Below are 21,725 nucleotides of genomic sequence, written 5' to 3'. Positions count from 1 at the left end.
AAAATGCATCGTGCTTTCTTTACAAGTACGATGCATTTTTATCTTTGAAACAGGTACCATACAATTACAAAACCAATCGCTGTTAATGTCCAAAGTATTATTTCGTTTTTCACTCTATTCTTTTTATTTGTCATTTCATCTCCTCCTAATAGTTATTAAACATATTCAAGATTTCCTTTGTTTAATTGTCCACTTGATGAACTTAAATACATCCGTACAAATTCTTATAACAAGAGTACCAATGATTGCAATTGAAATTACTAACATCTGTCCAAAACTAAAGAAGTTGTATATGTTATATAGAGTACGATACATACAAGTAGAAGATTTGGTAAAAAAAGCAAAAATCTTTTAAGCATTTCTTCACCTCTTCTTATGCTTTTAAACTACGTCTCCTACTGTAACTGTGAAATAAAACTTGTTCAAAAATGTCATATAAACCCTCATTTAACGAAAAAAAATAAGAATCCATTTTGAAAAGGATTCTTATCTTATTCAACAAAATTAAGGTTTATTATATTCCACATATCTTATTCCATACTTACTCCCGAAATAGAATAATATTACTGGATATTTATTAGCATTTTAATATTTTGATTGCCCTACAAATATTAAGACGAATAAAACGGTTGAATCATCCAGTCGTAAAAAACTAATTACCCGGCAGGAGAATACCGCTCCAGCTACCTACATCGCATTGGCCAAATTCATTATTACCTACCGCTACCACCGTTCCGTCTGATTTAAGTCCGACCGTATGTGCACAACCAGCCGCTATTGCTACAATATCTCGCCAATCACTTACATTACATTGGCCATACTCATTCCAACCTACTGCCGCCACCGTTCCGTCTGATTTAAGACCGATTGTATGATTCGTACCAGCTGCTATTGCTACAATACCCCTCCAACCACTCACGTCACACTGGTTATGTTTACCATTCCCCACTGCCGTCACCGTTCCGTCTCGTTTAAGACCAACAGTATGAAGATAACCCGCTGTGACCGATACAATACCTCGCCAGCTGCTTATATTGCATTGGCCATATCGATTATTCCCCACTGCCGTCACTGTACCGTCCAATTTAAGACCGACTGTATGCCAGTCACCCGCCGCAACCGCCACAATATCTCGCCAGCCACTTACATTGCATTCTCCTTCTTTATTTCGGCCCACCGCCACTACCGTACCATCCAATTTAAGGCCAATAGTACGACGCCATCCCGCCGCAACCGAGACAATATTATGCCAATCGTGTACATTACATTGGTCATGCTTATTCCAACCCACAGCTACCACAGTACTGTCACATGCAAGACCGATTGTATGTGCATTACCCGTGTTCGTCGCCATATGAACATTACCCGCTGCGACTGCTTCAATATCACACCAGCTGCTTACATTGCATTCTCCTTCTTTATTTCGCCCCACTGCTACTACCGTGCCATCCAATTTAAGAGCAACGGTATGACCACGACCTGCCGCTATCGTATCTTTAGGCCACCGTTTCGCTTTTAACATTTCTTCTTTCGGTGAAATGTAATTCATGTTTTTCCTCCTTGCATATAAGCAACTGTATCCAAATAGATATTTTTATCTAATTTCATTATAAATGACCCGACTTTTTTTATAAATTTACAGCTACAAAAGAAGCCTATTATTACTTCTTCAAAAAATAAAAACCTCCAGTTTAAATACTAGAGGTTCCTTCTTTATTTCTTCAATCGTTCAATAAAATCATTCAATTTATCAAGTGACTTCATATTCTGATTACAAGCTACACCGTCTTTGCAAATATAGTTTCCCTTTTTAACGAAAGTTCCTGGTACATCACCTTTAATTTCCACTAAAAACATTCCTACTTCTTCATGCCCATGACATAATGAACAAATGCTTTTTTTATTTAAACTTTGAAAAGTTCCTTGCAGACCAACAAACTTATTTTTATCATTTTTCGCTATAATAAATTTCCTACTGGATCCTTTATCAATCCAGCTTAAATAGGATAATTCTTTCATATCCAGTTCTTCCATATCAGGAAGTTTTAACTTTTTCGCCTTAGGAAATAATTTTTTTAATGTTTGCGCTGTAACTTCCTGAAACGGAATGACATACGGATTTATTTTCATTAAAAACGATTCTGCATCTTCTCTATTTTGAACTGTTAATACCGTATCGATTAACTCTTTCTGTTCATCCGTTAAATTCTCAAATACATGTATTATTTTTTCAATCGCAAGTGATTTTAATGCTTGAATTACACCTCTATCATTTGCCGTTGCGTGCCCATTTGCTAAAATATAAGCTTGTGATTTTATAAAATTATATTGATCACTTCTAATAAAAGCTTCCATCTTTATCACTCCATACAAATTGTTGATCTAGTCTTATTGTATACAATGATTCAGTTTTTTGATATGTAAAAGATAACTTAGAAACAAACATTACATACATCGCCTATTCTCTATCGCTGCATTTCCTGACAAAAGAAACCATCGTCTGTTTTCCATTCTGCATATAATACGTCTTCAAATTTAGTAATTCCTTTTTGCTTTATTTGTTTATAAAGCCATCCTTCATCAAAACCTGCTTCCCTCAAATTATCCTTAACTACTTTCCCATCACTAATTAATGAAATCGGTAAGTATACAGGCTTATGTTTTAAACTTAAATCATTTATAGTAGGAGATTCATATTTACTTTTTTTCAATACACTTATGTTTCCGTTAGGTTCCAATATCATATACTCAACTTCTCGAATTGAAAATATATCTTTTTGTTGCCTAAGCATTTGTTGTAATTGGTTTATATCCAAATGATTTACGCTTAATTGTTCACGATCAATCTTTCCATTACGAATAATAATTGAAGGATATCCTTCAAAAAACCTTCTTGTTCCCCTTATTTTTTGTGTTATCACTTCTATAGTATAAATTAAAATTACCCAAACAAATACTGAATACAAAATAGACCATACTTTAATTTTAGGATCATATATTGAATTTCCAACGAGCTCACCTAGGACGATTGCAGAAATAAAATCAAAGGGCGTTAGCTGAGATATTTGTGTTTTCCCTAATATTTTTGTAGCAATTAATAGAACAAAAAAACCAACTAAAAGCTCTATCGTTATTTGTCCAATATGATTCATATATGTTCACCTTTCTACTTTTCAAGTGCTCTGTATACCATTTAATAAAAAAAACGGCACATTTTTTCTATTATCATGCCCGTTCACACCTCATATATCCAATACATATAAAACAAAAAGAGTCTGATTCAAAGTAATATATGAATCAGACTCTTTTCCTCTTATTTAGAATACACAATCTTTTTAATCGTTTCCCCAGAAAGAAAATATTCTTCTGCAAGTTGATGAATAGCAATTCCGCTTTTAAATGCTGCTTTAATCGCGTTATTTCTTTCATCTAATTGTTTTCTTCCTCCAGATCGTGTACCCCATTTATAATGTTTCGTTTCTTGTTTTGGAATGTAAATTGTTTCACCTTGTATATACTTTTGAATTTCAGCAATTAAACTTTCTGGTAAAACTGCCGCAGCCTTTACGTATTTCATTTCTGCTCGCCCCTTATTTTTTATGGTTCATTTCAATAAGGTGCAAAGCCAAATATAAAAAATGATACGAGCTCATTTAGGCGATTGTATATTACTTGTCTACCTCACGCAAAGTATCGCCATTTCCATACTTGGCTTTGCATGAGACGTTGCAGTGTCTGGCAATTGAATTATAATCGCCATATAAACACCTCCTAATATACCTTTTGCATTTTATTATATGATAAATTTCCTCTCCTTGCATCCACACCCTTCTTAAAGCACGAAATTACTTAGTTTGATATAATACTTTTTAATCAAATCAAAAATCATTGTGAGGTTACATTATGAAGAAAAAAATTATCATTACAATCGTTACACTATTCTTTATTATCACAGTATTATTCGGAACATACAAATTGATGAACGCAAGAAACTTTCAATTATTTGGAGATTTAACACAACGCGTAGAAACAAATGAAAAAGTAATCGCTTTAACTTTTGATGATGGCCCTACTAACAATGTAAAACAAATATTACCTTTACTGGATAAATACAACGCTAAAGCTACTTTCTTTTTAATTGGAAATGAACTAGAGAAAAATCTATCATTAGGAGAAGCTATCACGCAATCTGGGCACCAACTTGGAAACCATACATATTCTCATAATAGAATGGTTTTCAAAACACCTTCTTTTATTAAAGATGAAATAGAAAAAACGAATTCATTAATCCGGCAAACAGGATTTACAGACGAAATTGATTTTAGACCCCCTAACGGAAAAAAATTAATTGGGCTACCCTATTATTTAAATAAAAATAATATCGAAACGATTACGTGGGATCTTGAGCCTGATACTTTTTATAAATCTACAGCTGATAAAATTGACTACGTTAATAAAAATGTAAAACCAGGTTCTATCATTTTATTACACCCTATGTATGATAAATCTAATGAAAATTTACAGACCATTGAAGGTATTTTAGACTCTTTATCTAAAGAGGGATATCAATTCGTCACAGTAAATGAACTGCAAAAAAGAGCAAAATAAGGTGAAACTTTAATCAGTGGGGGGTGCCCATCCCCCACTTAACTTCTTCGCTTTCGCTGAGTTTTGAGGTGGGGGTCTTACTGCCCGGCAAATAAAAGGATAAAAAAGGTAGCGTATCATATAACGATACGCTACCTTTTTTGTTAAATAATTCCAAGTACATTTAGGAATACGATAATAATCGCAATTGGTGCGATATAGCGAAGTAAGAATAACCATAATACGAATAGTTTATAGCCTTTATTTTTACTTACACCAAGCTCTTTCATTAATACATCTTTCTTCATTTTTAAAGGAACAAAGATAGAAACTAATAGAACACCAAGCGGCATTAATACGTTACTAACTGCATAGTCCGATAAATCAAAAATAGTCTTTCCAAAAATCTTCAGATCACTTAATATACCAAATGATAATGCTGATGGTACTCCAACAACGAAGATTAATAATCCAACGATTAAAGCCATTTTTTCACGTTTCCCTTTACCTTTTGCAGTTAAAGATGCAACGCTAATTTCTAACATCGAAATTGCTGATGTAATAGTAGCAAAGAAGAATAGTAATAAGAAAACGATGAAGAATAATTTTCCGAACGCCATTTTACTGAAAATAGCTGGCAATACGATAAACAATAATCCTGGTCCTTGAGATGGTTCCATTCCAAATGCGAATACAACCGGGAATATCGCAAGTCCTGCAAGTAATGTAATAACGAGCGTTAAAGCTACAATAGAAAATGCTGAACGCGGTAAACTTTCTTCTTTCGGTAAGTATGAGCTATACGTTACCATAACGGCTACACCGACAGATAATGAGAAGAACGATTGCCCCATCGCATATAAAATAATTTCTGACGTTACGTTTGAGAAATCAGGTTGTAAGAAGAAGCGAACTCCTTCACCAGCACCGTCTAATGTAAGTGCACGAACAATTAAGACAAAGAATAAAACGAATAGTGCTGGCATGAAATATTTATTTACTTTTTCAACACCATTTTGTACACCTTTACTTACGATGAAAATAGTAATAAGGATGAATAATAGTTGTGATCCGACTGCTAAATACGGATTGGAAATGATTTCACCGAACGTAGCTTCGTACGCCCCATTTCCTTCCCATAGTCTACCTGTAATTGCATTCCATAAATATAATAAAATCCATCCTCCTACAACACTGTAGAAAGAAAGTAATATGAAACATGTTACAATTCCTAATTTACCTAACCACGGCCATAACGTTTTCGGTGCGATTTCTCTATACGCATCAACGGCCTCTTTTTGTGTACTTCTCCCAATAACGAATTCGGCTAATAATAGCGGTAAACCAATTAATAATGTGAAACCGATGAAAATAAGGAAGAATGCGCCGCCTCCTCCGATGCCGGCCATATATGGGAATTTCCAAATCGCCCCAAGACCAATTGCTGAACCTGCTGCAGCTAATACGAAACCTAATTTCGATGTCCATTGCTGTGAATTCATCTGTTAATCTCCTCTCTTTATCTTTTTCTGTTTTATAATTTGGTGTTTATATTGTTCTATCAATACTTTTTTCTAATACGTTCACTTCCTCCCTAATAAAAAAACGTCCCTACGTAAATACGTAGGGACGACAAAAATATCGCGGTACCACCCTAGTTATGAAGATACAACAAAAGTAAGACCTAAATAAAAACGTCCCTACGTAAATACGTAGGGACGATAAAATATCGCGGTACCACCCTAGTTATGAAGCCACAGCAAAGTTAGGACCTAAATAAAAAACGTCCCTACGTAAATACGTAGGGACGATAAATATCGCGGTACCACCCTAGTTGTGAAAAAATCTTCACCACTTTATTTGATAACGGTATAAACTACCGTCTTCCATTTCCTCATAATGTGAGATTTATGAAAGATGCTCCAGGACGAACTTCATGAATAATCTATATACTGATTCACACCAACCATCAGCTCTCTGAAATAGGGAGATTTTCATTACTATACCCTTTCATTGCCCAAATATTATTTTCCGAATTGATTACTATCATTTTTATCACACATTAAAAATAGTGTCAACTTATATTTTAAGTTTTTATGTCTTATATTCTATTTAAAAATTTGAAATATGACTTTTGTATGAATAGTATTTGAACTTATATGGTTTATACTGTATTAACTTCTCTAACAGGTTTATAGTAGTATACGGTAAAGTGAAACTTTAATCAGCGGAGGATGCCCCACTGATTAAAGTTTCACCAATTTTGCGTTTACTCGTAGTAGCAGGGCTTCCACTTAACTTCTTTCTCCAGCCTCATTTTGAGGTAGGAGTCTTACTGCCCTCAAAGAGCGAGATACATGCAAGGCAACATGAGTAGGAGGAACAAATTTTGTCTACTTCAAAAGTTTTAAAAGGTACTGCTTTACTAAGCGGTGCAACAATGATTTCACGTATTTTAGGTTTTATATACTTCTTCCCTTTTCAATTATTAGTTGGAACACAAGGGGTCGCTTTATACGGATATGCATATACTTGGTATGGTATTTTATTAAGCTTTTCAACTGCCGGTATTCCTATTGCCGTCTCCAAATTTGTTGCAAAACATAATGCACTCGGTGATTATAGTACAAGTAAAAAATTGTATAGCTCGAGCATAAAATTAATGCTATTTATGGGCTTTTTAGGATTTTTAATTTTATTTATTGGAGCGCCTTACATATCACAATTTATTATTCGCTCTAAAACGCCAAATCCACAATTTATCGCTGACGTAACACTTACAATGCGGGCATTAAGTTTCGCACTTATTATCGTACCGGCTATGAGTGTTACACGCGGCTATTTCCAAGGTTTTCAACATATGAAACCAAGTGCTGTTTCTCAAGTCGTAGAACAAATCGCACGCGTTGTTTTCATTTTAGTTGGTAGCTTCATCGTTTCCAAAATATTAGGAGGTTCCGTAGCCTCTTCTGTTGCTGTTGCTACATTCGGTGCTGTTATCGGGGCACTTGCCAGCGTCTCTATTTTAATGCTGTACTGGAAAAAGTATAACGGATTAAAGCCTCCTGAAGGTGAATTAAAGTCAAGGGCATCCGATATTCCATTACGAAATATTTATATGGAATTACTTCGATATGCAATCCCAATTGTATTTGTGGGTATTGCAATTCCACTCTATACGTTAGTAGATCAATATACCGTAGCTGATGTCCTTAGAGCGATGGGAGAGCCTTTAGAAACCGCGAATGCAGTTTTCGCTTATATAACGAACTATGCACAAAAGTTAATTATGATTCCGGCTTCACTTGCAACTGGATTCTCATTAACAATTATTCCGGCTATAACGAAATCATTTACAAGCGGAAAACTAGAAGAATTACAAGAACAAATTTCAAAGATATTCCAAGTATTGTTATTCTTCACTATCCCAGCTGCATTTGGTCTTGCTAGCATCGCTTACGATGCATTTCGAATGATTTATGTAGATCCTAAAATTGCACTTGATGGATCACAATATTTAATTTCATTTGCACCTTCTGCTATATTAGGTGCGATTTTCACAGTTTCTGCAGCTATATTACAAGGCATTGATTATCAAAGAAAAACAATGATTGCATTCTCAATCGGTATTCTTGTGAAGATTGTAGTAAACATACCACTTTTACACTTATTCGGTGGACACGGTGCTGTACTTGGAACAATTCTCGGATACCTCGTTTCGAATATTATTATGTTGTATTGCATCATTAAGTTTGCGAAATTTAAAATTGGTGAAACGGTGAAAACAGTATTTCTTATTACGATATACTCCGCAGCAATGTCTGCTGTTGTAATTGCATTAAAAGCAATTATAAGCTGGATTATTCCTGGCCAATCTTATATCGAATCACTGCTCATTGTATTTATATGTGGTGCGGCAGGAGGGCTTGTTTACCTTTTATTCGTATTAACGAGTGGACTCGCTTCACATATTCTTGGTAATCGTATTCAACGTTTACCTGTACTAGGAAAATTAGTAAAATAAAAAAACAAAAGATGTAACTCGTTGTTACATCTTTTGTTTTTACTTTGCATATTGAATGCGTTTTTGTTGCTCCGCAATATTTAATTCTGGAGTATATTGTTTTACTAAATGTAATACCTCTCCCATTAACAATTCTAACTCTTTCACACTATTCTCTGGATGTCCTATTAAAATATTCGCCATACGCTCATATAAATTTTCAGGCTTAATCCCCATTCGTTCCACATTATATGGCATCCATTTAAATGCAGGATGATGCACGTACATGCGGTTCAGACCAAATAAGACTCCAAATATATTTCTTTGAACTTCACAAATAACATCATATAGCATAAGCCAATCTTTTCGTTTTAAAAGAGCCTCTCGATTATGCCAACGATTGCTTAACCAAAGGTTTTCTGCAATCATTTTTTGCGCCAATTCTTCTGGATACGCTTCAACTCTATCTTTTAGAGTATGTACTTTCACTTCTCCATACAAACTCACACCATCATGAATGGATGATACAATACATTGTTTCTCATAATTGATATCATACCGCTCTACAACTTCTGAAATAATTTTTTCTACGGTCACTGTTAAAAAATTACTAATCTCTAGTTTAATTCCTTCTTTCGTCAAATACGTCTCCGACCATTCTTCTTCCTCGTAAGGATAATATGATAAAATTTTTCCACCAATATGATTAATAGGCTCTTTACGATCCTCATCCTCTGGTGGTTCCGACCATAAAATATGTAATTCAATATCTGAATGTTCATCCTCTAATTTTCTAGCTACTGAACCTGCTAAAATAATAGCTTCGATTTTCGGGTTTTTTCTATAAATCTCCGACATTTCTATCGCTTTCTCTCTTAATCCCATTTCATTCCCCCCTAAAACTGCAGCACTCCCCTTACTCTTCATTTATCTATTTCGATATTGCATATTATATTACCTTTTCAAATTCACACTTAATCAAATTTCTACCCAATAACGCTGAACAACTTTACCAGTACGAGAAGAAACTACCTCATTTTCTAACACACCGCCAACCTTTTGAATCGTTTTAGCAGAACCGATATTGGATTTATCGCAAGTTATTAATACTTTCTGCAATCCTAATTTTTGCGCTTCAGTTAATGCAAGCTTTAGTTGTTTCGTAGCGTAACCGTGGCGACGTTTATTCGGATGGACACTATATCCAATATGACCGCTTTCCCGTAATAATTCTGGATTTAATCTATGTCTAATATTCACAAAACCTATAAGTTCCCCTTTTTCAAAACTTAAAAACTGACTAGATGGCACTCGATTCGCTTGTAAGTTTTCTCCTACTTCTTGTATACTCACTTTTTCAAACCATTCAGCTAGGGAATCAAAATTTTGTAAAGAGCTACTACCGTGTGGTTGTTCTCCTGCATGTAAAAAAGCCTCCCGATACTCTATAATTTGTTCACTATATTTATGCGTTGGTTTTAATAGTTTCATCGTGCTTTCCCCCTCTTAATCCCCTAAAACAAACCCCTTAATAGCTCTATTTCACCATTAAGGGGTTTCTATCATTTTTATTCAAATAACCCCATACTCAAATAACGTTCACCAGTATCAGGTGCAATACATAAAACTTTTTTACCAGCGCCTAGGCGCTTCGCTATCATAATTGCTGCGTACACAGAAGCTCCTGAAGACGGCCCTACTAATAAGCCTTCTTGTCTAGCTAAGTTTCTCATTGTCGTTAAAGCCTCTTCGTCTGCAATTTGAATAATTTCGTTATACACTTCTGTATTTAAGTTTTTCGGAATAAATCCTGGACTTGTTCCTACTAGTTTATGAGGACCTGGTACACCACCTGATAAAACGGGAGATCCTTTCGGTTCCACTACTGCAATATATAAGTTTGGTAATTTCTCTTTTAACGTTTCACCAGTCCCTGTAATCGTTCCGCCTGTTCCTGCCGTTGCAACAAAAGCATCAAGCTCTCCATCCATTTGTTCGTAAATTTCAAGTGCAGTCGTATAACGGTGAATATTCGGATTAGCTGGATTTTCAAATTGTTGCGGGATAAAACTATTCGGTATTTGTTTTTGCAGTTCTAACGCCTTCGCAATTGCTCCTGGCATTCTTTGTTCTGCTGGTGTTAAAACTACTTCTGCCCCGTATGCTTTCAATAAATTAATACGCTCTTTTGACATATTGTCTGGCATAATTAAAATCGCTTTATACCCTTTAGCAGCTGCGTTCATCGCTAAACCAATTCCTGTATTCCCACTTGTCGGTTCAATAATTGTATCCCCTGGTTTAATGAGACCATTTTCTTCTGCAACATGAAGTAAATTATAAGCAGCACGGTCTTTCACACTACGTGATGGGTTAAACATTTCTAGTTTCACATACACATCCGCTGCGTCTTCCGGAATAAATTTAGATAATCGGACGACAGGTGTATCTCCTATTAATTCTGTTACGTTTTCACATAATTTCATAGTACATCCCCTATTCTATCGTTTTCTTATCACTTGGTAATAACCATGAAGTAAGTCCAATTAACGGTAAACAACTACATAATATCATAATGAACTGAAGGCTATATATATCAGCTAACTTTCCTAGTACTACAGCACCTAGAGCACCAAGGCCGAACGCAAGACCTACAATTAGACCTGATACCATCCCTACTTTTCCCGGAACAAGCTCTTGCGCGTATACAACAATTACACTAAAACTACTTGAACTAATAAAACCGATACATAAAAATAAAGGTACGACCCACACAAGTGAGACATGTGGTAATAACAGTGCAAGTGGCGCTGAACCTAACATTGAAAATACGATGATGTTTTTCTTACCAAATCGATCTGCTAACGGTCCTCCGAAGAAAGTTCCTAACACACCAGCAATCATAAATGCGAATACGAAATACTGGGCATTTTTTATAGATAAATCATAATGCTCAATTAAGTAAAATTGATAGAAATTCCCGATACCGGCACCGTACCAAGAGCGCACAAAAGTAAGAAAAACAAGAAGTATAATAACGAATTTAATGTGTGTACTTACAATTGCATTTTCCGCCTCAAGTGCAGCTCTCTTCTTCCTTCTTACAGCGCCGGTTGCTAATTCATTTTTGTACCAATTCGATACGAAAATTAATAATATAATTCCTACTGCTGCAAATGCTGTAAAACCTAAAGAACCAATTTGACCAAGCGGAACGAAAATTAGCGCTGTAAAAATGGGAGCTAAGGAATTCCCCGTGTTTCCCCCAACTTGATAAATCGCTTGCGCTAACCCTCGTTTTGCACCTGCCGCCATATACGCAACACGAGCGCCTTCTGGATGAAAGACTGCAGAACCTAAGCCAATAAATAAAACAGAAATAATAACAATAATAAAGTTTGGTGCAAACGCGAGTCCAATCATTCCAAGCATACTCGAAAACATGCCGAGTGGTAATAAAAATGGTGACGGCTTCTTATCTGAATACATACCAAACACCGGTTGCATAATCGATGACGTCATATTTAACGCAAACGCAATCCACCCTACTTGCATATAGGATAAATTCATCGTTTTTTCCAAAATAGGAAACAACGCCGGCACAACTGCTTGCATCGAATCATTTAAAAAATGTCCGAAGCTAATCGCAAATAATATTCGGTATATTGTCGGTGTTTCTACAGTTTTTTTTTGTGAAACTGCCTGCATATGTGAATCTCCCCTTTCTGTACAAAATATTTATTAAAGTAGGTGTAATAAATTCTGACTTTTGAAACATTTCCATTCTATACTGCTTTCATTTCTTTTTCCAGAAATATAACTTAACTTCCGTCATTGGCTTGCATCCTTGTAACTTTCAGCGGTAAAACATTACAGAAAAAGGCAACCCAATCACATACTGGGTTGCCTCTCAAATTAAATCGCAAAACGCTTATACTTTTCGTAATCACTCGTCTTACATTCTAGTTCAATTTTTGTACCTTCGTTCTCATAACTCGTAGATAAAACGTGCGCATGATTGTTGAAATACGAAACTACCTGTCCTTGGTCATATGGAATTAACATTTCACACTTCGTATACTCTTTATAAATATACGAGCGAATCATTTCTACAAGCTCTTCAATTCCAACATGCTTCTTCGCAGATAAATACACGCGGTCTTCTTGTACTTTTGGAATTTCAACATCTATCATATCTGATTTGTTATATGCATATATCGTTGGAATATTTTCTACTCCAATTTTCTTTAACGTTTCATTTGTAATATCAATTAATTGTTCATAATTTGGATTTGCGTAATCTACAACGTGAATAAGTAAGTCTGCTTCTGCTACTTCTTCTAACGTTGAACGGAACGCTTTCACAAGATGATGTGGTAATTTACTTACAAATCCAACCGTATCCGTTAATAAAAATGATTTATTATCTGGTAAATCAATATTTCGTACAGATGTTTCTAATGTCGCGAATAACATATCTTTTTCAAATACTTGTTTTTCTTCCGTACCATTATAAATTTCCAGCATTGCATTCATCGTCGTTGATTTTCCTGCGTTCGTATAGCCTACTAATGCTACAACTGGTACTTCATTTTTCTTACGTTGCTTTCGCTGCGTTTGACGCTGAGCAACAAGCGCTTCTAAATCTTTATTTAAAACTGAAATTTGCTCTTCAATTTTACGACGATCTAACTCTAATTTCTTCTCACCGACACCTTTATTTTTCGTACCAACGCCGCCGCTCTGTCTTCCTAATGATTCACGAAGACCGATTAAACGAGGCATCATATACTGAAGATGCGCTACTTCTACTTGCAGCTGCGCTTCTTTCGTTTTCGCACGTTGCGCAAAAATATCTAAAATTAAAATGGTACGATCAATAACTTTACAGTCTAAATCTTCCTCTAAATTTCGAATTTGTGAAGGAGATAATTCGTCATTAAAGATTACCATATTCGCATCTACTTCATTTACATAGGCTGCTACTTCTTCAATCTTTCCTTTTCCAATATAATGTGATGGATTTACTCGTTGTAAATTTTGCGTCACTTGCCCGATTACCTCTACATCACAAGCTTCTGCAAGATTCGTTAACTCTTCCATAGAATATATAAAATCATCTTCATTTCCTAAATTCACTCCAACTAAAACTGCTCTTTGTAATAATTCTTCCATATATTTATTCCTCCATTTCGATTACGTAAAATAAAAAACACAGGTCGCTGCCTGTGTTTTCGTAAACGGATAAGGGTTCACCAAAGAAATAGAAGAAAGTTATACTTTCATCCTATCTCATAGTCAATAAGTCTCAAGATCATATACGAATCCACAACAAGTGTTCACCTATACGATCCCAATCTAATTTTAAAGGCAAAACAAAAAGAGGGCGTATTCGTCCCTCCCTCTTTTTCACATATAAGCTTAATAAAGGGTTCCTTTAAAATAGGCAGACCAATCCCGTTCACTCTGTACACAGACAGAGCCTTTGAGCGCTATTCAATTATCGGCACAAAGTATTGAGACGTAATCTGATTAAGATCAAAGGAAGCCCCTCCGTTCATTTTAAGTTATATAAAGTGTAGCATAAGTAATTCGCTTTCACAAGGTTAACCCCCCTATAGAAACAGAAAGAAAATCTTTATATTTTTACTTTAATCGTCATTTTTTGCGTGTTCTTCTCACAAAAAAACTAACAACAGCAATGATCAATAGCAGACCTATGGATATGATAGCAACTTGCCACCAACTGAAACCACTCACCATTCCACCTTTTAAATTCACTTTCTTCGTCGGAACAGACTCTTTTGCAATATGACTTAAAGCCGCTTTGTCCACCCCTGCCTCATCCAATCTCTTCGTTCCACTACAACTATGTGTGTGTAATTGTTTTTCTGATCCCCTTTGAGAAGAAAACACTAAGTACTCTCCTCCCTCTACAAAGTGAAACACACAATCACCACCATTTGTATATACGATAATTTGCGAAGAAGTTGTCCCTTTCCATATTTTCTTCACTTCAAATAATACTTCAATCCCAATCCCTTCTTTCCTTCCAATCTCAATTACTTTCCCCTCAAACACTACATCATTTTTTTGAAATGCATCTTCTGCTGTTACATTAATACAATCACAGGCATGAGATTTCTCTGGAAAAATAATAAGAATAAAGCTACAAATAATGACAACAGGCAACATGCGCAAAATTCTTTTCAAGGAGCCCCACTCCCTTCATTATCAATTTCAATAGCTTCTCGTATATTATTTTTACGCTACTCGTCAAATTCCTCTAGAGTAAATTAAACGGTATCGTTTCCATACAATAAAAGTCTTTATTGACATTTTTATAACCTGATATTAGTATCAGGTTATAAAAATAAGTTAGGAGATGTCCCTATGAATTCTAAATCTCGTATTACCGCAATTGGTACTTATGTTCCAAATCAAATATTGTCTAATAACGATTTAGAAAAAATGGTCCATACGAATGATGAATGGATTGTGCAAAGAACAGGCATGAAAGAAAGAAGAATTGCTAACGAAGACGAATACTCCTCACACTTAGCCATTAAAGCAGTCGAAAATTTGTGTACAACATATAAGAAAAACTTAGAAGATATTGACTGTATCATCGTTGCTACAACTACTGCTGACTATGTTTTTCCTAGTGTCGCTTGCCAAATACAACAATACTTCAACATACCTCATACACTAGCTTTTGATTTAAATGCGACTTGCGCTGGTTTCACATACGGACTGCATGTCGGTAATAGCTTAATCACTTCTGGATCACATCAAAAAGTACTCGTCATAGCGACAGAGACATTATCTAAAGTTACTGATTACACCGATAGAACGACCTGTATTTTGTTCGGTGATGGCGCTGGAGCTATTTTATTAGAAAGAGATGAAAACAAACCAAGCTTTATTGCTGCTCACATGGGAACAAACGGTGACGGTGGTATTCATCTATACAGAACAAACTTATCTACTACTATGAATGGCACACCACTACAAACAAATGAAAAAATCGTTCAAAACGGAAGAGAAGTATATAAATGGGCTGTACGAACAGTACCATACGGCATAAAAGAACTATTACATACTGCAAATTTGCAAATAGATGATATAGACTGGTTCATACCACATAGTGCTAACTTAAGAATGATTGAATCTATTTGCGAAAAATCAAAAATATCTATTCAAAAAACATTAACGAGTGTGGAAGATATGGGGAATACATCTTCCGTCTCTATTCCACTCGCTTTAGATTTAGCTAGAAAAAAAGGAAGATTAAATAACGGAGATACACTTTTGCTATACGGATTTGGCGGTGGACTTACGCATTTAGGGCTTATTGTGGAGTGGGATTTAAGTTAAGTATTGAAAAAGAGGTTCTAATTAGTAACTAGAACCTCTTTCTCATTTAATTTCTCGCCCCTTTTCGAGACCATATCACAATAGGAATAAGCAATAATGCTAGCACTCCTCCCGCTAATGATAATGCGGCATAACTGGAATTCGCTACTATCATACCTGACATCGCTCCACCAGAAGCCCCAGCTAACGCAACAAATACATCTATTTTGCCTTGTGTTTTTGCACGTGTAGAAGGTATAGTTGCATCAACAATTTGAGCTGTGCCACTTATTAAACCGAGGTTCCAACCTAACCCAAGTAAAGACAGAGCAACAATTAATAATAGTAAAGAATCACTCGGCGCCATCGCAGCTATGACACCCGCCGCTAATAAAATTATTCCACCAGCTATACTCATCGTAGTTCGTCCGATTTTATCAATTAACATTCCTGTAACGAGAGACGGAAGATACATTGCACCTACATGAAAACCAATTACAAGCCCTACTGCACTTAAACCATGACCATGATGCCCCATATGAACTGGCGTCATCGTCATAATCGCAACCATCACTATTTGAGTAAGTATCATAACGATTGCTCCAACTGTAATACCTCGTTTGTTTTCTTTCACTTCTTCTGTTACTGGTTGCCCTTTATATGTATGTTCTCGTTTATATGTTTCTATTATGTTAGCAATAATTAATGGATCTGGACGAAGCATAATAAAAAGGACAAGACCCGCCAGTATAAATGCCGCTGCTGATAATATAAACGGACCTGCAAGGTTAGGAATTCCGATTGAATGGGCAAAATCTCCCATTACGCCTACTAAGTTCGGTCCTGCAACTGCACCGAAAGTCGTCATAACCATCGTAATACTAATAGCAGTTGCTCGTTGTCTCTTATCTGCTAAATCGGTACCAGCATAACGAGCTTGTAGATTCGTCGCTGTACCTGCACCATATATGAGTAAAGAGACTAGTAATAAAATAATACTATTTGTTAAAGCAGCCAATACAACTCCAATAGCCCCTAGCCCCCCTACTATAAACCCTGTTGCAAGTCCTATTCGGCGACCATATTTTTGCGATAACTTCCCAACAAAGAAAGCCGCTACCGCAGACCCCATTGTAAACATAGCAGCCGGTAATCCTGCATATGCATCTGTCCCAAGCATTTGCTGCGCAAGAAGTGCACCTACTGTAATTCCAGCAGCTAATCCCGCTCCACCGAACATTTGTGAAATACTTACGATTATTAATGTTCGTTTATATAATTTTTGTTGCTCTTCTTCTGTGTACATACGATTACGTATTGAAGCATCTGCTATCTCTATCATTTCCTCACCCTCTCTATAAAACTAATACCTCTTGTTAATGTACTATAGAACAACAAAATCCCAAAATTTAAAATGCTACAGTTTATTTATTAATGTAAAGAACCCCACGGTTTATGTTTCGCTCATTACCGAGGGGCTCCCAAAATCACAGGGTAGATCTTCCTATATTTTACATTAAAACTTTCGACTATTTTACAACTACATCTTGATTATTTTCAAAGCCCTCTGCCTTACCTTCTTTCATTTCATAATAATAAGAAGGTAATTCTATACCATGCTCTAAGAAATAATCCTCAATTAATGAAATAATCACTTTCAATGTTTTCAAACGTGCATATAATTTATCATTACTCGCGATAATTTGCCACTTCGCATTTGGCTTACTTGTTTTTTCAAACATGTCTTCCATTGCTTCAACATACTCATCCCATTTTTCACGATTACGCCAATCTTCGTCTGTAATTTTCCATCTTTTCAAAGGATTTTTCTCTCTATCTTTAAACCTCTTTAACTGCTCCTCTTTACTTATATGGTAGAAGAACTTCCCTATTATGTAATGGTCATCTGTTAGTAGTTTTTCAAAATCATTAATCTCATCATATGCTCTCATCCACTCTTCCTTTGTAGCAAATCCTTCCACACGCTCAACTAACACACGACCATACCATGAGCGATCAAAAATAGTAATTTGCCCGTACTGTGGAATTTTGCGCCAGAAACGTTGCAAATAATGGTAACGTTTTTCATGAGGTGCAGGCGCTCCAATTGGATTTACTTGGAACCCACGCGGGTCAAGATGTTCCGTCACCCGCTTAATTGCCCCACCTTTACCAGCCGCATCCCAACCTTCCATAACGAGCATAACCGCAATTTTTTCTTCTTTTAAAATTTGCTGTAATGCTAATAAGCGCCTTTGATATTTTTCGAGTTTCTTATTGTACTTAGATTTTGATTCAATTTTTTTCGTTAAATCTACTTTAGCAAGATGCCCATTTTCCATAAAACAAATCCCCCTTGTTGTATGATAATATTATTTTAACATATTTTTGGTAAATTTTTCATATTACAAAAAACTGTGCAGGAAAATCTCTACACAGTTTTTCACTCTAACTTTACATCTACCTCGATATTCCCTTTTCTATTGCTCACAGCTTTCATAAAGAATATAGCAATTAAAACAACTGTAATAACCGTGCCTGCAATAGGAGATATGTTTAGTGGAATGTTATAAGCAATTTTCACATTTTACAATCGAATGATTGGGGGCATCCCCCTTCTAGTGAAAAATAAGCAAATACTGTAAAGCCAATGATTACTACTGAAAATTATGTAGTTACAACTCCTATTGGTATTATAAGCAGCGTAACATTTGAACTTTCTCTTACAGAACTGACAATTGAATATATACCTAAAATAAGACTAAGTATCGCAACACTTATATACACAATTACTGCATACCAAGGATTAAAGTCTAATAAGAGTCCAGAAATAACTATATACAAAAATAATAGTTGCAGAAAAACACTGCTCCCCATACTTATTAATATTCTCAACATACACTTCCCCTTATGTTCGCTATTTCATTTTTTCCGATTACATTTGATGTGTATTAGCATATGGATCAAATGTAATAATTCTTAACAATCACCCTTATATTAAATGGTATATCCTCTTATAAAGAGAAGATAATAACAAATAAATCCGTTACAGAATGGGAGTTCTCAAAAATGAAACGAAAAATATTCTCTCTCTTTGTGCTTATTTGTGTAGTACTACCAATGCAAGCTAGCGCTTACACATTTCAATCGCTACCAATTGTGTTAAAGTCTAAACAATGGTATATCGAAATTGATAAATCTCATAACTCAAACGAACAAATAATCCGGTCAAAACAAGGTGTATATGATACGTATAGTTTACTCGTAAAAAATATCGGTACTGATGTTTCAAATGTATCTGTAGAAATACTTGATAACACGCCTACATCTAAAGCTACCTTTACACCTACTACATCTGATGAAAACATTTCAAAAAGTCATACAAGCTTTGACTACATGGTATTTCCATTAGATTTTAATAGCCATAATTTTAAAGTCGTTATTACTTGGGAAGAAAAGAATTTCTCTTACAATGGTCATCCGGTAAATGAGGGTAAAAAAATGAAACAAACATTTGTATTTAATGAAGATTAAGCCTTATTTTAAGTATGGCTTAGTCTTTTTTTATGAAATCCGATTGGATTGCTTCTGTCACTTCTTTTGCAATTGCCATTTTCGTTGCTTTCTTGCAAATACATGTTTCCCATATATGTACAGAAGACTCTTCATTAGAAAGATGCTTCAATAATATGAACCGTTCATACTCTATTTTATTATCAACAGGAGTCACAATATATACAGTAAAATTCTTCGTATTAAATACCTGTTATTTTACAACATATTCGCCTTGTAGTTCCGATTCTAAAAATTCGTTGAAGCAATCTACAACCATATAAGATAACTCCTTTCATTATTCATCCAAATTTTTAATCAAACTTACGAATACTTGGGACAGATAGCGCTATTACAATTGTAAAGATTACGAATAATGCTAGCATTAATATAGTTACCTCTCCGCCTATTACATTCGCTAACCAACCAACAACTACATATCCTAATGGTAATAAAGCAAAAGAACCTAACATATCAAGGCTTGCTACTCTTCCGAAAGCTTCTTCCGGTACGAGCTCTTGTAAACTCGTTTCCCAAATGAGTCCAAATATCATCATACCGAATCCTTCAATTGCCATTAAGAATATTAAAGCAGGCGCCCAAGAAATAAAAGGCATAACTAATAGAGCGAAGCCGCTAATTAAAACACCTCCATAGGCCAGTAACCCTCTCTTGTGCCACCGCTCTTTCCCACCAAATATTAATGCGGCAATTACAGCACCGCCACCAGAAGATGCCATTCCCAGTCCGTAAACGTAAGCTTCAAAATGATGATGAATATTAAATAACCATGGAATTAATACGACGATAATGCCGGCATAACAAATATTTACGAAAGAAAAAACGAAGATTGTAATCCAAAGCCACGGATGACTTTTTAAAACTAAAACACCCTCCATAAACTCCTTTTTATAATCGACCTTACTCTTTTCAATCGATTTTATTTTTTTAAACTTAATTTCTTTTAAAAATAATAAACATAAAAATGATAATAAGTACGTTGCTGCATCTAATCCAAATCCTATCCCAGCAGATGCAACTGAAACGATTAATCCACCAAGTGCTGGTCCAATTAACCGTATGCCTTGATTACTCATTTGCGTTAATGCATTAGCTACATTGCGAATTTCAGGTACGAATACTTTCGCCCTCACGGCAGAATATGCTGGCTGAAATATCCCTTCCATAAGTCCATATACGGCAACGAGGACATATAACAGCCTAATCGTTAACAAATCCGTAAATATAAGTGATGCAAGTAATAGCATTACTATACAGCGGATTATATCCGTAAATAACATTAATTTTACTCGATCAATTCGATCTACAACTAACCCTGCAAACGGTAAAGCAAGAATATTAGGTAGCATATACATTGCCATAGTCATCCCCATTACAACTGTTGAACCAGTTAGTGAGTAAACAACGACTGGCAAAATAACCATTGTTATAGAACTCCCTAAAGTTGAAAGCAATTGTCCAATCCACAAAAACTTAAAATGCCGTGATACTTTAACTGGCAACAGTAATTTTCCGACATATCCTAAACCTTTTTTGGTTTGTATTTCTCCCTGCATTTTCCTCACCTCTTTTCACTTAACTATAAACTCTATAATAAACATCTGAAAAATATTAATATTCTATTTTAAATTATAATATGAAACTACTATATATATGGTAAAATTATCAAAAAAAATACAAGGGAGAAAATATGGTCATGCCTTCCAATTCACCTAACATCGAGCACCAGATCTATACAATGTGTATGATCCAGCGTAACAATGAAATTTTACTTTTAAAACGTCCCAATCATCGAGGCTTTCCTGGCTATATAGCTCCTGGCGGAAAAGTAGATTTTCCAGAAAGTATCGTCCAAGCTGCTATACGAGAAGTAAAAGAAGAAACTGGACTACACGTTTCTAATTTAACTTTTAAAGGGGTAGACGAATATGTAAATCCTAAGGGGCATGTTCGATATATGGTATTCAACTATTGGACCGACTCATTTGAAGGCGAGCTTCTTATTAATCCTCCTGAGGGTGAATTAGTATGGGTGCCAATCGATACAGCACTCAATCTTCCTATGCAAGATTGGTTTAAAGAAAGATTCCCATTATTTTTTGAAAAAGGTACGTTTGAAATTCAACGTGTTTGGGACCGAGACTTAGATAAACAAGTCGCTATGACAATTACCCATACGTAAAAAAGCTTGGAATCCTTCCAAGCT

At 35.4% G+C, this 21,725-nt stretch carries 19 protein-coding genes, 2 pseudogenes and 1 other annotated feature; of the genes and pseudogenes, 5 read left to right on the top strand and 16 right to left on the bottom strand.

The genetic code is table 11. The features are described 5' to 3' along the window. Positions 1-165: 165 nt before the first annotated feature. From BTOYO_RS26930 to BTOYO_RS22115, 5 genes and pseudogenes are all read right to left on the bottom strand, one after another. Positions 166-359 (bottom strand): annotated as a pseudogene (locus BTOYO_RS26930) (hypothetical protein). Positions 360-652: 293 nt separating this feature from the next. Continuing rightward, positions 653-1,549: an RCC1 domain-containing protein gene (locus BTOYO_RS22130; RefSeq protein ID WP_001106793.1), complete on the bottom strand. Its 897-nt coding sequence runs from the start codon at positions 1,547-1,549 to the stop codon at positions 653-655. Between the two features lie 164 nt (positions 1,550-1,713). Further along, positions 1,714-2,355, bottom strand: a complete 642-nt coding sequence (locus BTOYO_RS22125; RefSeq protein WP_000387067.1) for a FusB/FusC family EF-G-binding protein — start codon at positions 2,353-2,355, stop codon at positions 1,714-1,716. 110 nt (positions 2,356-2,465) lie between these two features. Then, positions 2,466-3,152, bottom strand: a complete 687-nt coding sequence (locus BTOYO_RS22120; protein WP_001015539.1) for a DUF421 domain-containing protein — start codon at positions 3,150-3,152, stop codon at positions 2,466-2,468. A 161-nt stretch (positions 3,153-3,313) separates the two neighbouring features. Further along, positions 3,314-3,577, bottom strand: a complete 264-nt coding sequence (locus tag BTOYO_RS22115; protein ID WP_000878303.1) for a CD3324 family protein — start codon at positions 3,575-3,577, stop codon at positions 3,314-3,316. 326 nt (positions 3,578-3,903) lie between these two features. Between BTOYO_RS22115 and BTOYO_RS22110 the strand changes: the two genes are divergently transcribed. Further along, positions 3,904-4,608: a polysaccharide deacetylase family protein gene (locus BTOYO_RS22110; protein WP_000726868.1), complete on the top strand. Its 705-nt coding sequence runs from the start codon at positions 3,904-3,906 to the stop codon at positions 4,606-4,608. Positions 4,609-4,751: 143 nt separating this feature from the next. Here the strand turns inward: BTOYO_RS22110 and BTOYO_RS22105 are convergent, their stop codons facing one another. Further along, a complete protein-coding gene (locus tag BTOYO_RS22105) occupies positions 4,752-6,089 on the bottom strand; it encodes a sodium-dependent transporter (protein WP_001088192.1) in 1,338 nt (445 codons plus the stop codon). 298 nt (positions 6,090-6,387) lie between these two features. Next, positions 6,388-6,610, bottom strand: a binding site (T-box leader). A 366-nt stretch (positions 6,611-6,976) separates the two neighbouring features. Between BTOYO_RS22105 and BTOYO_RS22100 the strand changes: the two genes are divergently transcribed. Further along, the gene (locus BTOYO_RS22100) at positions 6,977-8,611 is read left to right on the top strand and encodes a putative polysaccharide biosynthesis protein (RefSeq protein ID WP_000107898.1); all 1,635 of its coding nucleotides are present in this window, start codon (positions 6,977-6,979) and stop codon (positions 8,609-8,611) included. Positions 8,612-8,650: 39 nt separating this feature from the next. On the opposite strand, the gene BTOYO_RS22095 is transcribed toward BTOYO_RS22100, so the two are convergent. From BTOYO_RS22095 to BTOYO_RS22070, 6 genes are all read right to left on the bottom strand, one after another. Beyond that, positions 8,651-9,475 carry a DUF4037 domain-containing protein gene (locus tag BTOYO_RS22095; RefSeq protein WP_000524270.1) on the bottom strand — a complete coding sequence of 275 codons (825 nt, stop codon included), beginning with the start codon at positions 9,473-9,475 and terminating at the stop codon, positions 8,651-8,653. Between the two features lie 93 nt (positions 9,476-9,568). Then, positions 9,569-10,081, bottom strand: coding sequence for a GNAT family N-acetyltransferase (locus BTOYO_RS22090; protein ID WP_000771310.1), 513 nt, complete (start codon positions 10,079-10,081; stop codon positions 9,569-9,571). A gap of 77 nt (positions 10,082-10,158) precedes the next feature. After that, complete coding sequence (cysK, locus tag BTOYO_RS22085; protein WP_000762271.1) at positions 10,159-11,076, bottom strand: cysteine synthase A; 918 nt, start codon at positions 11,074-11,076, stop codon at positions 10,159-10,161. A gap of 10 nt (positions 11,077-11,086) precedes the next feature. Next, the gene (locus BTOYO_RS22080) at positions 11,087-12,298 is read right to left on the bottom strand and encodes an MFS transporter (RefSeq protein WP_001149404.1); all 1,212 of its coding nucleotides are present in this window, start codon (positions 12,296-12,298) and stop codon (positions 11,087-11,089) included. A gap of 207 nt (positions 12,299-12,505) precedes the next feature. Then, entirely contained in the window at positions 12,506-13,765 is a 1,260-nt protein-coding gene (gene hflX, locus BTOYO_RS22075; protein ID WP_000391889.1) for a GTPase HflX, read from the bottom strand. Between the two features lie 483 nt (positions 13,766-14,248). Then, complete coding sequence (locus BTOYO_RS22070; protein WP_000821918.1) at positions 14,249-14,803, bottom strand: hypothetical protein; 555 nt, start codon at positions 14,801-14,803, stop codon at positions 14,249-14,251. Positions 14,804-14,983: 180 nt separating this feature from the next. Between BTOYO_RS22070 and BTOYO_RS22065 the strand changes: the two genes are divergently transcribed. After that, a complete protein-coding gene (locus tag BTOYO_RS22065; protein WP_001086330.1) occupies positions 14,984-15,967 on the top strand; it encodes a ketoacyl-ACP synthase III in 984 nt (327 codons plus the stop codon). A gap of 46 nt (positions 15,968-16,013) precedes the next feature. On the opposite strand, the gene BTOYO_RS22060 is transcribed toward BTOYO_RS22065, so the two are convergent. Next, positions 16,014-17,288, bottom strand: a complete 1,275-nt coding sequence (locus BTOYO_RS22060) for an MFS transporter (protein WP_000569593.1) — start codon at positions 17,286-17,288, stop codon at positions 16,014-16,016. A gap of 187 nt (positions 17,289-17,475) precedes the next feature. Then, positions 17,476-18,288, bottom strand: a complete 813-nt coding sequence (locus BTOYO_RS22055) for a polyphosphate kinase 2 family protein (RefSeq protein WP_000427321.1) — start codon at positions 18,286-18,288, stop codon at positions 17,476-17,478. A gap of 727 nt (positions 18,289-19,015) precedes the next feature. On the opposite strand from BTOYO_RS22055, the gene BTOYO_RS22040 reads away from it, so the two are divergent. Next, positions 19,016-19,480 carry a hypothetical protein gene (locus BTOYO_RS22040; RefSeq protein ID WP_000823176.1) on the top strand — a complete coding sequence of 155 codons (465 nt, stop codon included), beginning with the start codon at positions 19,016-19,018 and terminating at the stop codon, positions 19,478-19,480. A gap of 19 nt (positions 19,481-19,499) precedes the next feature. Here BTOYO_RS22040 and BTOYO_RS27860 read toward each other — a convergent pair. Together BTOYO_RS27860 and BTOYO_RS22035 are read right to left on the bottom strand one after the other, a co-directional pair. Beyond that, positions 19,500-19,778, bottom strand: a pseudogene (locus tag BTOYO_RS27860) (hypothetical protein). 34 nt (positions 19,779-19,812) lie between these two features. Further along, on the bottom strand, positions 19,813-21,075 hold the full coding sequence (locus tag BTOYO_RS22035; protein WP_023441214.1) for an MFS transporter: 1,263 nt from the start codon (positions 21,073-21,075) through the stop codon (positions 19,813-19,815). A 140-nt stretch (positions 21,076-21,215) separates the two neighbouring features. On the opposite strand from BTOYO_RS22035, the gene BTOYO_RS22030 reads away from it, so the two are divergent. Then, positions 21,216-21,701, top strand: coding sequence for an 8-oxo-dGTP diphosphatase (locus BTOYO_RS22030; RefSeq protein ID WP_001139831.1), 486 nt, complete (start codon positions 21,216-21,218; stop codon positions 21,699-21,701). Positions 21,702-21,725 lie beyond the last annotated feature (24 nt).

The sequence above is a fragment of the Bacillus toyonensis BCT-7112 genome (assembly GCF_000496285.1).
GTDB lineage: Bacteria > Bacillota > Bacilli > Bacillales > Bacillaceae_G > Bacillus_A > Bacillus_A toyonensis.
Note: the sequence above shows the minus strand (reverse complement) of the source record. Positions and strands in the feature narration are given on the sequence as shown.